This window comes from Methylomarinum vadi (assembly GCF_000733935.1).
Classification (GTDB): domain Bacteria; phylum Pseudomonadota; class Gammaproteobacteria; order Methylococcales; family Methylomonadaceae; genus Methylomarinum; species Methylomarinum vadi.
Map to the genome: position 1 here is coordinate 2,431,427 of NZ_JPON01000001.1, position 12,253 is coordinate 2,443,679.

The 12,253-nt window shown below is 53.0% G+C and carries 16 protein-coding genes; 4 read left to right on the forward strand and 12 right to left on the reverse strand.

Translation table 11 applies throughout. The features are described from left to right. Positions 1 to 50: 50 nt before the first annotated feature. The 5 genes from EP25_RS0112110 to EP25_RS0112130 all read right to left on the reverse strand — a co-directional run bounded on the left by EP25_RS0112110 (position 51) and on the right by EP25_RS0112130 (position 3,013). Positions 51 to 509, reverse strand: a complete 459-nt coding sequence (locus EP25_RS0112110) for an ATP-dependent zinc protease family protein (protein WP_235185892.1) — start codon at positions 507 to 509, stop codon at positions 51 to 53. Positions 510 to 626: 117 nt separating this feature from the next. Beyond that, complete coding sequence (locus tag EP25_RS0112115; RefSeq protein ID WP_031434136.1) at positions 627 to 1,574, reverse strand: YbgA family protein; 948 nt, start codon at positions 1,572 to 1,574, stop codon at positions 627 to 629. 5 nt (positions 1,575 to 1,579) lie between these two features. After that, on the reverse strand, positions 1,580 to 2,044 hold the full coding sequence (locus tag EP25_RS21965; RefSeq protein ID WP_036300523.1) for a DUF1499 domain-containing protein: 465 nt from the start codon (positions 2,042 to 2,044) through the stop codon (positions 1,580 to 1,582). Continuing rightward, positions 2,037 to 2,501, reverse strand: a complete 465-nt coding sequence (locus EP25_RS0112125; RefSeq protein WP_031434138.1) for an SRPBCC family protein — start codon at positions 2,499 to 2,501, stop codon at positions 2,037 to 2,039. The genes EP25_RS21965 and EP25_RS0112125 overlap by 8 nt, the downstream gene beginning before the upstream one ends. Beyond that, entirely contained in the window at positions 2,498 to 3,013 is a 516-nt protein-coding gene (locus tag EP25_RS0112130; RefSeq protein ID WP_031434139.1) for a lipocalin family protein, read from the reverse strand. Before EP25_RS0112130 ends, EP25_RS0112125 begins: the two co-directional genes overlap by 4 nt. A gap of 158 nt (positions 3,014 to 3,171) precedes the next feature. Here EP25_RS0112130 and EP25_RS0112135 point away from each other — a divergent pair, with 158 nt between their 5' ends. After that, on the forward strand, positions 3,172 to 3,801 hold the full coding sequence (locus EP25_RS0112135) for a hypothetical protein (protein ID WP_031434140.1): 630 nt from the start codon (positions 3,172 to 3,174) through the stop codon (positions 3,799 to 3,801). Between the two features lie 35 nt (positions 3,802 to 3,836). Here EP25_RS0112135 and amrA read toward each other — a convergent pair whose 3' ends face one another. Both amrA and amrB read right to left on the reverse strand, forming a co-directional pair. After that, positions 3,837 to 4,394, reverse strand: a complete 558-nt coding sequence (gene amrA, locus EP25_RS0112140; protein ID WP_031434141.1) for an AmmeMemoRadiSam system protein A — start codon at positions 4,392 to 4,394, stop codon at positions 3,837 to 3,839. Beyond that, on the reverse strand, positions 4,381 to 5,160 hold the full coding sequence (gene amrB / locus EP25_RS0112145; RefSeq protein WP_031434142.1) for an AmmeMemoRadiSam system protein B: 780 nt from the start codon (positions 5,158 to 5,160) through the stop codon (positions 4,381 to 4,383). Before amrB ends, amrA begins: the two co-directional genes overlap by 14 nt. 76 nt (positions 5,161 to 5,236) lie before the next feature. On the opposite strand from amrB, the gene amrS reads away from it, so the two are divergent. Both amrS and EP25_RS23475 read left to right on the forward strand, forming a co-directional pair. Then, positions 5,237 to 6,322, forward strand: a complete 1,086-nt coding sequence (gene amrS, locus EP25_RS0112150; protein ID WP_031434143.1) for an AmmeMemoRadiSam system radical SAM enzyme — start codon at positions 5,237 to 5,239, stop codon at positions 6,320 to 6,322. 150 nt (positions 6,323 to 6,472) lie between these two features. Continuing rightward, a complete protein-coding gene (locus EP25_RS23475; protein ID WP_160172728.1) occupies positions 6,473 to 6,631 on the forward strand; it encodes a hypothetical protein in 159 nt (52 codons plus the stop codon). 138 nt (positions 6,632 to 6,769) lie between these two features. On the opposite strand, the gene EP25_RS0112165 is transcribed toward EP25_RS23475, so the two are convergent. Together EP25_RS0112165 and EP25_RS0112170 are read right to left on the reverse strand one after the other, a co-directional pair. Beyond that, a complete protein-coding gene (locus EP25_RS0112165; protein WP_031434144.1) occupies positions 6,770 to 7,627 on the reverse strand; it encodes a general secretion pathway protein GspB in 858 nt (285 codons plus the stop codon). Position 7,628: 1 nt separating this feature from the next. Beyond that, positions 7,629 to 9,323: an ExeA family protein gene (locus EP25_RS0112170; RefSeq protein WP_031434145.1), complete on the reverse strand. Its 1,695-nt coding sequence runs from the start codon at positions 9,321 to 9,323 to the stop codon at positions 7,629 to 7,631. A 43-nt stretch (positions 9,324 to 9,366) separates the two neighbouring features. Here EP25_RS0112170 and EP25_RS0112175 point away from each other — a divergent pair, with 43 nt between their 5' ends. Then, positions 9,367 to 9,555 (forward strand): hypothetical protein, encoded by a 189-nt coding sequence (locus EP25_RS0112175; protein WP_031434146.1) that lies wholly within the window; start codon positions 9,367 to 9,369, stop codon positions 9,553 to 9,555. Here EP25_RS0112175 and EP25_RS0112180 read toward each other — a convergent pair. Genes EP25_RS0112180 through EP25_RS0112190 form a run of 3 tightly spaced genes read right to left on the reverse strand, consistent with a single transcriptional unit; the run spans position 9,542 to position 12,209 of the window. After that, complete coding sequence (locus EP25_RS0112180; protein WP_031434147.1) at positions 9,542 to 10,144, reverse strand: cation diffusion facilitator family transporter; 603 nt, start codon at positions 10,142 to 10,144, stop codon at positions 9,542 to 9,544. The genes EP25_RS0112175 and EP25_RS0112180 overlap by 14 nt on opposite strands. A 2-nt stretch (positions 10,145 to 10,146) precedes the next feature. Then, positions 10,147 to 10,500: a hypothetical protein gene (locus EP25_RS0112185; protein WP_036300530.1), complete on the reverse strand. Its 354-nt coding sequence runs from the start codon at positions 10,498 to 10,500 to the stop codon at positions 10,147 to 10,149. Further along, positions 10,500 to 12,209: an FAD-dependent oxidoreductase gene (locus EP25_RS0112190; protein WP_051906622.1), complete on the reverse strand. Its 1,710-nt coding sequence runs from the start codon at positions 12,207 to 12,209 to the stop codon at positions 10,500 to 10,502. The genes EP25_RS0112185 and EP25_RS0112190 overlap by 1 nt, the downstream gene beginning before the upstream one ends. Positions 12,210 to 12,253: the final 44 nt, after the last annotated feature.

The following is a 12,253-nucleotide window of genomic DNA, read 5'->3' on the forward strand; positions in this document are numbered from 1 at the left end:
CGGGACGCTAGAAAGCAAATTAATTGCCTTGCAACGGATTAAGTTTGCTATTAATAATCTTGTTGATCGGCGACGGCCGGTTCTCCTTGAACATACGATTTAGCCGGGTTGACAATAAAGCGGCCGTTCATCGCCGTTCGACCCAACAGCATACGAAACTTCATGGTATCACGGTTGGTTAGCGTTAGCTCCGCCGAAAACATTTCTGGACCAATGATCATCGCTGTTTCGATGACATAGCGGCGCTGTTTATGGCCGCCTGAATCGGTAATGACCCGGCGATCTTTCACCATGGCCTCGCATTCAATGGCCAGTTCGCTGTCGTGAGGATGCGGGTGAATCCCAAAACGAACCCATTGCTGCTTACCGCGTCTGAAAGGATCGACAAAAAAAGCATGCAATGCGGAGGTGCGGGCACCGGTATCGATTTTTACCTTGATTGGCGGCAGATTTAATTCCGGCAACGCGAGCCATTCTCGCCAGCCAAGCACAGGGAGTTGAGTTGACATTGATTTCATCCGATTTTTAAAAAACAATTATATCGACATTGAATCGAATGAAAAACCGGATGGCGAAAAACCTAATTTTCGCCGATCCGGGCAATGAAGGAAAAAAAGAGGTTCGGGTTAAATATCGTTCAATAACGCCAATTCCTCGGGGTGGGGCGACAGGTAATAAGAGCGTTCGATGAAGGAGTCGGGTTGCCTACGAAAGTGATGGCGCAGTAATGTAATCGGTACAATCAAAGGCAATACACCCTGGCGGTATTTTTCGATGGTCTCGGATAGTTCCTTTTTGTCCTCGCTATCGAGTTTTTTCTTCAAATACCCTTGAATATGCTGCAGCACATTGACATGGTTGCCACGGGTCGCGACTTCGTGCAGACATTGCATCAAGCCGCTGATATAGCGATCGGCGACGTCCGCGATGTTATTGGAATCGGCGGAGGCGGCGATGCGCCCCAATTCCCTGGCCTGGTTTTGATTATGGCTCATCGCGATCAGCTTGTGCCGGCTATGGAAAATCATCAAATCGTTAGGCGTCGGATTTTTTTCGTTCAATTGCCGCCAGCGCTGATAGACGAATACCCGCTGGATGAAATTTTCCCGCAGGCCGGGATCGCCCAGACGGCCTTCCTCTTCCAGTGGAAGCAACGGAAAATGCGATTTTATATGCTGGACGAACAGGCCGGTACCGTTACGTTGGGGATAATCTTTTCGATAGACCCGAACTCTTTCCATGCCGCAACTGGGCGAATCCTTTTTTAATATGTAACCGGACAATGTGGCCAGCCAGGCGTCTTGTCGGCGACAACAGTCCTGCAATTGATCGGTCACGTCCAGATTGCGGTCCTTGACGCCGACGCAGCGGATGCCCTGCTCGGTTTCTCGCAATTGCACCGCCGGACGGGGGATGCCCATGCCGCTGGCGACCTCGGGACAAAAGCGGTGAAATTCAAAATACTGCCCCAGGGTTTGTTCGATATAACTGTGGCGCTTATGCCCCCCGTCATAACGAACTTCGTCACCGAGCAAACAACTGCTGATGCCGACTGGAATTTTATTGCTGGCCATTTTCTTCAACCTGACTGGGAACGCAAATAGACATTCATTTTTTTCCTGATGGTCTCGACCCGCTTGCGGTTGACATTGAAATCGTAATAGCCGGTGCGGGCGGCGGAACGCAATTGAATCAGGCCGGCCTCACGATCCAGCCGCGCCTCGAAATCGTCGATGAAACGCATCCATTTGGAATAAAATTTGGCATGCAGATAGGTTTCGTTTTTTGCGGTAATCTCACCGCCTTGCGCGGCGACGATATTCTGCAGTAACTGCCAGGCCTGCTCGGGCGGATATCCTTCCAGGCGCAAGGCCAACGCCGGTTCGTTCTCGCTACAGACGCAATTGGGAGATTTAGGGCAGGGCAGCAGTTTACCGTTGCTCAGCCCCAATTTTGGCGCGGAGTGGGAAAGCCTGATGATAGCCATGAAGGAAAAAAGTAACAACCCAGCCATGATCAAACCAAAACGCGGTACGTTATTCATGATACCCCCATTTATTCTGTAGACAGCGCGCCCGGTGCGTGAAAATTCGCTGCAAGCGATCGCCGATGAGCAACTTGTGGAATAACTCGCCAAGCCAGCCGAAAGGCATGGCGTAATAAACGATATCTTCCAGCACGATACCATTTTCGCTATCACTTATACAGACTTCATGGCTCCAAAATTTAAAAGGACCGACTAACTGCCGGTAAACGAAACGACGGGGTTCGTCGCAATGGCTGATGTCGGAGACCCAATTCATCGGCAGGGCGAATAGGGCTTTCATGCGGTAACAAATCAATAAACCGGCATATATTTTCTCGGGAACCTTCGAGTCGATACGAACGTGAAAAAAATTCGGCGTGATATCGTTCAGAAAGTAAGGAGAGGAAAAATAGTCCCAAGCCTGTTGCCGGGTCATGGCCAATGCTTGACGGCGATAGAGATGGTGTACCCTCATGGTGTATGGGAGACGTAAATCAATTCATCGACCGCGAAGCCCAGTTGCCTTGCCTGTGTTTTCAGGCCGGCCAAAACGGCTTCATCCAATTGCGGGGTGCGCGATAAAATCCACAAATAATCCAAATTGGGGCCGGTCACCATGGCATATCGGTAATCCTGCTTGTCCAGGGCAATAATATTGTAACTGGCGTAGAAAGGGCCGAAAAAAGAAACTTTTAAGCGCCCTTGCTCGGGAGTTTCGATCAAGTATGCCTTTCCTTCGACCGACACCCGTTTTTGCTTGACTGGGTCGTAGCCGCTGTTCACAACAGTGATGCCGCCGTCTTGGCGCAGGCTGTATTCAGCCGTGACCGCGGTCAGGTTACGCTCGAAAGGATGATCCAGGCGGGCGATTTCATACCATTTGCCGAGATAGCGAGATACATTAAAGCCGTCGACGGCTTCGACGCCGTCGGGAATGCCGGTGCAGCCGGGCAAGAAAATCAACAATAGAAGGAAGGCGTAGCGCATCGTGTCGTTCCTATATTTGTGGATAATTGGAGGTTATCAGCGACTCAAGAAAAAGCAACTGTTTATCCCTTCAATACAATGGTTTTTTGGTTATACTGAGCGCTACTTCCGTATCCGAATTGCGGGCAAAGTTTCTCGTTTTTTGCCGAGGTAACCCCATGTCACAGCTCACTCAATCTTGGCCCCACAGGCGCTGGATAATTGCCTTCTTTCTCGTCGCCGCTACTGGAGTTGCTGTTTGGTGCTATCAGCAAGGCACTGGTAATTGGTCGCGCGGCGAAGCGCTTGAACAGGCGTTACACCCCCTGCTGCAGAACAACGACTCGGACGAATCCTTGGTAGCCCGGGTAATTTGGCAAAACTATCGCGAAACTCGGGCGAACGCCGTGCGTTGGAGCGGGATTTATTGGGGATTCACCTTTACCGCCGCCGCGCTGAGCGCATTGGCGGCGTTAGTGCTCAAGCTGGAGTCCTTTATTCGCAACGAGGCGCTCAAAAAAGATGTCGCTGCGACCCTTTCGGTTGTTGCCGCGTTGCTGATGACGATTTCGACCAGCGGCGATTTTCAGCGCAAGTGGCAGGCCAACCGTATTGCCGCGGCAGAATTGGAGCGCACGGGTTATCAATTCCTCGAACATGGCGGAGCGAATGCGAGAACGTATTTTGCCCGTGTCGGACAAATATTGCTGCAACGGCATCAGGCGATTATCGGCGGCTCGGAGCAAGAGCAAGGGGCCTTGATAAACGTCGCGCCGAAGTCTGCTGAGAAAACGAATGAGCCGCTATAAAAAGCAATATGCCGGCGTGCGTCCAACCCTTTTTCTCAACCGAACATCTCGGTGGTATAGCGGTAGACCTTGACCGTATCCGACCAATAGTCGGCCGGCAAGCCGGCTTTATTTTTCAAATGACGCAAGAATTGTTTTTTGTCCGGCAGCATTTCCCAAACCGATGGCAAAAAAGTACCGCGGCGATGGCCTTCCTCCAGAATCAGCCCGTCGACATTGGGCCGAATTTGGGCCAACAAGTCTTCCTCGGAGCTAAAGCTTATCGGCTCCGGCTCGCTCAGGATCGAAATATGAATTTCGAGGTCGTCTATTTCGCTTTTTTGTACCGGCGGGAAGCGCGGGTCCTTGAATGCGGCGGAAAAGGCATTTTCCGCCACATCCTCGGCCAATGGAAAAACCGCCTCCAGCATACCGATGCAGCCGCGCAGGTTGTGATTTTTTTCCAACGTCACGAAAGTCGCCCGCTGTTTGCACAGCTCCAGTGGATAATCTCGCAAATCGACACTGAGCGGATGACCGGTTTTAAAACCGTTTTCGATCGATTGTCGGGCCAGTTGCAGTAAGATTTGTTGATTGTCTTTAGTCAATGACATACGCGCCGTATCCGACAACGCGGAATTTATCGCCGGCCGTATCGCCGGAATTCCTCAAGTCCACGTTTTTGACTTGCAAATGGTGTTTTCTGGCATAAGCCAGCAAACCACCAACCCCTACTCTGCCGCAAGCAGAATCGTAATCCAACTTTTCATATTGCAGCGCCTGGATATAGTCGGTCGTTTTTTTATCCAATTTTTGAGCTTCCGCGTAACTATGGTAATGGCTCAAGTCGGAGCTGATCACGATCAGGGTTTCAGGGCCATCCCAGACTTTTTCCAGGACCTGGCACACCTGTTCGGCCGAGGCATCGCCGGCCACTATCGGCAGCAGGCGAAACGAACCTAATATTTGCTGGAGAAAGGGGAGTTGCACTTCCAGGCTATGCTCCAGTTCATGGGCTTGATCCAGGTAACCGACAAAAGGCAGATCAAGTATTTTTCCCCGGTTTTCTTGATCGAGTTCGATATTACCCAAGGGCGTCGCGAAGCTGCCGGCATGGCTGATCGCCAGCCCGCTGAAACCGACCCGGTGTGACGGCCCGATCAACACGACCCGGTTGATTTGGTAGGCCGCCCCTTTCAAACGGGCATAGGCCGAGGCGGCGATCGGTCCGGAATAAATGTAACCGGCATGCGGGACGATGATGGCCTTGGGGGCTTTCGTTACGGGTTTTACCTCATCGAGAAATCGGCTGATCATGGCCGATAGTTGTTTGGGATCGGCAGGATAGAAACTGCCGGCGACGGCGGGTTGACGAATAATGTGGGACATCTTCTCCTCACTTATCTAATCTGTAGTAAAGTTATAGGCCGTTTAGTGAAAAATACAAGTGATGACCATGCGTAAATTAATCGACGACAGCACTGTCACAACGGACTATTGGCATACCCTGGAAGACGGCCGGATTCAATGCGATTTGTGTCCGCGTTTTTGCAAACTGCACGACGGCCAGCGCGGGCTGTGTTTTGTCAGGCAAAACCTGCATCAGCAAATCGTCATGACCAGCTACGGTCGTTCCAGTGGTTTTTGTATAGACCCCATCGAGAAGAAACCGCTCAATCATTTTTATCCGGGAACGGCCGTTTTTTCTTTCGGCACGGCCGGCTGCAACCTCGCCTGCAAGTTTTGCCAGAATTGGGACATCAGCAAATCGCGGGAAATGGATTCGCTGATGAGCCGGGCAAGCCCGGAGGCGATCGCCAAGGCCGCGGCCGAGTCGGGCTGCAAGAGCGTCGCTTATACCTACAACGACCCGGTTATTTTTCATGAATATGCGATCGACACGGCCCTGGCCTGCCGGGAACTGGGCATCAAATCGGTATCCGTTTCGGCCGGTTATGTCTGCGCCGAACCTCGCGCCGAGTTTTATAAGGTCATGGATGCCGCCAACATCGATTTGAAAGCCTTTACCGAAGATTTTTATCACAAGATCACCGGCTCCCATCTGCAGCCGGTATTGGAAACGCTGCAGTACATCAAGCACGAGACCGATGTCTGGTTGGAATTGACCACGCTGATCATTCCCGGCGAAAACGATTCCGAGCAGGAGCTGGAGGAAATGACGCAATGGGTGGTCGAGCAGCTGGGTCCGGATGTGCCGATGCATTTTTCCGCGTTTCATCCCGACTGGAAAATGCGCGACAAACCGCACACGCCGATTAGCTCATTGCTGATGGCGCGCGATATTGCGTTAAAAAATGGTGTCCGCTATGCCTATGTCGGGAATGTGCATAACAAGGCGGCAGACAGTACTTATTGCCACCATTGCGGCGAACTATTGATCGGCCGCGATTGGTACGAACTGTCCCAGTGGAATTTAACTGAAGACGGCTGTTGCGCTAAATGCGGCACGCGTTGCGCCGGCGTGTTCGAAGCCAAACCGGGAAATTGGGGCGCGAAAAGGCGCAGCATCGTCATGTCCTGATGGACGCGAAATTCCATGGCCGCCATTGCATGGCGCATATTGTTTGCGCTTTGTCATCGAACTTTAACATTGAGTTTCGATAATGAACTTTTACAAAAATGGGGCAGTCTTAACTGCTAAGAGCTTACAGATTAGTAAAAGTAAATCACTATGGAAACTCAATTAACTGTAGACAATGAATTATTAGGCGCCGACACCGAGTTAAGCCCTGCGGCTATCGATTTTCTCACTGCATCGACGGAAGATAATCAGTCGGCAAATATCCACCGCACCGGCCTGGATGAATACGAACGGGCCATGGTGGCGTAATTCGAGTCAATAACATGAAAAAACAAAGCAATGATGCCGTCATCTGGGTCATCAGTTTGATCATTGCCATCCCCTTGTTCATTATCCTGGCGGGAGTCAATTTCATTTTGGCGGCTCTCGACCGGATGTCCTGAGGCGTCATTTCCGCCCGATTTTGAACTGCCTGCCCCGGTATTCGACCACGATGCCGTCCTGTTGAATGTCCTTCAGTAGCATGCCGGCACTGATCTCTTGCCCGGTTAGATATTTGTGCATGGATACCATGATGAAACGGTTTTCGGCCTGTTCGGAATAGACATACACATTAATATCGATTGCAGGCACATTACGACGGAACGACGAAGGCAGTTCCTCCAGCCAGGGAGTATCATTCTCGGCTTTTCCGCTTTTGTCGTTGATTTCGCTTTCGACTATGGGCTTACCTGATTCAGAAGCGTTTTCTGGAGCAACAGATGGCTTTGCCTCATGCTTGAGAGACGCCTCGACGACTTTGCCGATTAAATGATCGGTTTCATCGCGCTCTACCCGTACGACTTGGCTGTCCGGCGAGACGGCCTGTTCCGCAGCCGGCATTTGTTTAACTCCGGTTTTATTTTGCGCTTTTGTCGGCGTTGCGTCGGTGACCTGTGGTTTTTTGTTTTCGATTAAGCCGGCAATCGTTTCCGCTGCAGGCGCGGCTTGGACTACGGCGAGTGGTTCCGCGCTTTTTCCCGGCAAAGTCTGCTCTGCACTCGGCTCGGGTAGTTTTGTAGTGGTAATCAAGGCGGGCTGTTTTTTTGCCGGCGCCGGAACAGTAAGCGATGTTTCGCCGCCGTCGTATCTGATCAGAACATAGGCGAATAACGCCGCATTCAAGACGATCAGTAGAATCAACCAATAGGCATGGACAGCGCTTTTGCCGGGATTGTCATCCTGCAAGTGCGTCGTCAGGTTTTGCTCCTGGTTTTTCTGCCTTTCCCGTTCGGATTTTCGCAAGGCGTTCAGTATATAAGACATGTCAATCGCTTATTCGTAATCGGGGGCCGTATTGATCGGCCGATAGGTTTTGCAAGTGAATCATCGTGCGGGGACCGACGATGCCGTCGGCCTGCAATTGCCTGCTCTGCTGGAAAGCTACGACCCGTTTCTGCAAGGACGAATCGAAGTAATCGGCCGCCCCTCGGGTTGTTTCGGCAGCGGGTAATAACGCATCGAGCTGTTCTCGCAGCCATAGCACGGCGGCGGACTGTTGGCCCGGATAAATCAAATCGACGCCGCTTGGCGGTGATTGCCACAGCAGTAAATAATAACCTTGCCACAGGTTCAACACTTCGTGCAGCGAAAAGCTGATGTCGCGGCCTTGATGACGAAAAACGGGACGGCCATTGTCCATGCCCACCAGTAATAAATGGCGTTTTTGTTCGGAATCGACGGCAAATTCCAAGATTACCGGACGATTCAAGCCTATCAGCTCGCGCCAAGTCGCCTGGTCGGCCAGGCAATTGACCGGCAATTGCTCGCATTGTTGCGTCGTTGCCGGCGGCAACCCCCAGATTGACAACAAATCGGTAAAGGCCTGCGCTAAGGTAAGTTCCGTTTGTTGCAAATACTGGAGCAGGTTAGCCGCCGGTCGTTCGGCAGCCTTGGTTTCGATTTTTTCTTCCTCGGTCGGCAATGCCGCATCATCCTCCGTTTCATTCGTTTCCGCAGGAACTGGGCTTGCGGCCAGCGTTGCTGTGTTCTCCGGCTTTGCCGATGCTTGAATCGAAAGTGACTTCGCCGGCGGGGCTATCTCGGAAAGAGAGGCGAAAGGCGCTGGCCAATGATAATAAGCCCCTGCCGTAGCACTCAACAACAAGGTCGCTAACAACAGCATCCGCCTTCTTTGCTGTTGTTTGACGAGTAACAGACTGTCGATTTCCCGAGCAGCCCGGTTGACGATGGCGGTTGAAACGCGCCGGCTGTTATGGACATAAGCGCCCAGCAAAGCCCGGTCGCAGATCAGGTTGACCAGGCGGGGGATGCCTCCCGACAAACGATGGATGGCCTTGATGGCCGACGGCTTGAAAATGGCCCGATCGCCATGGCTGACGGCCAGCCGGTGTTTGATGTAAAGACCGGTTTCGGCTCTGTTCAACGGCAATAAATGATATCGCGCAGTAATGCGTTGATTCAGCTGGCGCAACTGCGGCGACGCCAGCAACTCCTGAAGTTCCGGCTGCCCCACTAAAATGATTTGCAGCAGTTTCTGTTTACTGGTTTCCAGGTTGGTCAACAAGCGGATCTGTTCGAGTACCGGAAAACTGAGATTTTGCGCTTCGTCGATCATCAGCACCGTGCGCCGGCCCTTGGCATGGGCTTCCAGCAGGTGATGATTGAGCGCATCCACCAAGTGCTTCAGTGTTTGTCGGTATTTGTTGTAGTCGATCGACAATTCGTCGCAAATCGTCGCCAGCAGTTCGATCGCGTTGAGTTTCGGGTTCAATACTAGCGCCAAGTCTACTTGTTGCGGCAGTTGTTGCAGCAAGCACTGGCACAGCGTCGTTTTGCCGGTGCCCACTTCGCCGGTCAACGCGACAAAGCCGCCGCCCTGAGTGATGCCGTAGAGTAAATGCGCCAGGCCCTCCTGATGGCGGGAGCTCATATAAACGAAATGCGGGTCCGGCGCGATGCTAAAAGGCGCTTCGGTAAAGTTAAAAAATTGTTGATACAAGGGTATAATTCTTCACAAATTAAGCGTCATCAAGGTATTGGAAATGCAGCACAAAAACAAGTACCAACCACTGCAGGATTTTCAGGATCCCGGCACGAAGAAAGCCAAGCGCATCGCTTCTATCATTTATGTGTGTGTCATGGCATTTATCGTCGGCGGCTCCTATTTGCACCAGCAGCGGCAAGCCGAGCAAGCGACAACCGAGGACATGAGCGGCTTCAGCAATCCTTGAATGCGGCGCGGGATTCCCGCAGAATATGAATCCCGCCCTTGATCACCACCATGGCGATGACGAAACCGATCACCAGGTCGGGAATGTTCGAGCCGGTCCAGGCCACCAGGGCACCGCTGAGCACGACGCCGAGGTTGGCGATGACATCGTTCTTGGAAAAAATATAGCTGGCCCGCATATGCACGTCGCCATCGCGGAAGCGGGCGATCAACAACACGCAGATCGTGTTGGCCAGCAGCGCCAAAGAACCTACCCCGATCATGAATAGCGATTGCGGTTCGCTGCCGTGCAGCAACTTCTGCAGGACCTCGAAGCCGGCCGCCAGTCCCAGCATGACTTCGATCACGCCGCTGGCGAAGGCGACGCCGGCTTTGTGGCGGGCCGCCTTGCCCACCGCGTAAAGACTAATGGCGTAAACCGAGGCATCGGCCAGCATATCCAACGAATCCGCCATCAAGGCCGTGGAATCGCTGAGCAAACCGGCGGCCAGCTCGACGCCGAACATCACCGCATTGATCGCCAGCAACCACCACAATACCTTGTACTGCTCCCGGTTACTGCAATCCACACTACATTCGCATTCGCTCATACCTAACCTTTAAACAAATTTCCGAATAATCCCTTGTCGCTGGCGATTTGCTCCAGCCGTAATTTGGCCGCTTGGCCAATCTCGTTGTCCCGCTCTGCCTCGGCAACCCTTTCCAGCACCCCCTTACTGTCCTTTTCCAGCATGCCGATCGCCTGCAGCCGTACCGAGTCGAAATGAGCCCGTAAGGCCGCCAGTTCGCGCAGATAGGTATTGGCGTTATGCAATTCCTTTAGGATCACTTTTTCCGGGTCGCCGGTAAACAATTCGCGTTGCAGATTACCGTATTGCTCCTGTATCTGAACCAAATCGCCGCGATTGATTTTGACCGGTTCGGTGGGATCGTCGCAACAGCCCATTATTGACCTCCTGCAGGTGTTATCGTCTGAGAATCGATCAGCCCGGCGTTGACGAAAGACCGATAGGTTTGCATGCCGCCCGATAGCACTTTGACCTTAAAGCCTCTTTGCATTAGCAAGCGCACCGCATAATAGGCCCGCTGGCCAACGCCGCAAACGAGCCAAATTTCCTCTTCGGAACTCAATTCGTCGATGCGTTTGCGTAATTGTTCCAACGGGATATTGACGGCATTGTCGATATGGCCGCCGGCGAATTCGCCCTCGGACCTAACATCGAGCAGTACGTGGCTAGTATCGTGCAATTGGTGCCAATCGGCCAGCTCCAAATCATGGCGCAAGTTATTGGCCGCGATCATGCCGGCCATGTTGACCGGATCCTTGGCGCCGCCGAATTGCGGCGCGTAACATAACTCGCTTTCTTCCAAGTCGAAAACGGTCGCGCCCATTTGTATGGCCATGGCGATCACGTCGACCCGCCGCGTCACGCCCGCCTTGCCGACCGCCTGCACACCCAGGACTCTTCCGTCGGTACGGCGATAAATCAGTTTCAGGTGAATAGGCTGGGCCCCCGGATAATAACTGACATGGTGCCCCGGATGCAGATAAATCGTTTGATAATTGGTGATGCCGGACCGTTGCAGGGCTTTCTCGCTGGTTCCTGTCAGGGCGATCGTCAGGCCAAATACCTGGCAAACGGCGGTGCCCTGGACGCCTCGAAAGCTCAACTTACGGCACAAGGCAGGGTTAAAGGTTTCCAGGATCGCACCGGCTGCAATCCGGCCTTGACGGTTGGCCGGTCCGGCCAGCGGCACCGTTACCTTCAGTTTGCTGACGAAATCCTCCACTTCGACCACGTCGCCGACCGCCCAAATGCTGGGGTCGCTGGTTTGCATCGTCTTGTTGACCTTGATGCCGCCCCGGGCACCGACTTCCAGCCCCGCTTGCTGGGCCAATTCGGAGGCAGGCGTCACGCCGATCGCCAGCAATACAATGTCGGTTTCGACCTGGCCGCCGGCATAATGCACCACCAAACCGTTATCCATTTGTTGAAAGGACTCCACCGCGCAACCGAGTCTCAAGGCGATATTGTTTTCCTCCAAACAACTTTTGACATAGGCGGCCATTTCCGGATCGAGCGGCGGCATAACCTGTTTCGCCATCTCGATGAGGGTTACCTGCAAATTCAAGGCGGCGAGATTTTCCGCCATTTCCAAACCGATGAAGCCGCCGCCGATGATGACCGCGCGCTTGGCGTTTTTCGCCGCGGCCTTCAATTTGTGACTGTCCGGAATCGTTCTGAGGACATAAATGCCGGGCAGATCGATGCCTTCCAGCGGCGGTCTGATCGCCTTGGCGCCGGTGGATAGCACGAGGGCGTCATAATGCATTTCCGTCTCGCTGCCGTCCTGCAGGTTGGTCACGCTGACCGTTTTCGCCTGCCGATCGATCGCGGTGACTTCGTGTTGAACCAAGACTTCGATATTGAAGCGGTTTTGAAACAAGTCGGGAGTCGCCACCAACAGTTTTTGCTCTTCCTTGATCACATCGCCGACAAAATAGGGCAAACCGCAATTGGCGAAGGAAACGTGTTCGCCTTTGTCGATCAAGACGATCTCGCAATGCTCGCACAAGCGCCTGAGCCTGGCCGCGCAGGATGCGCCGCCGGCGACGCCACCGATGATCAGGATACGTTTTCTGCTTTGTTGCATGATTTAACTCCGCTAGATTGCAAGGCTGTCGATGCCGGCTAGTG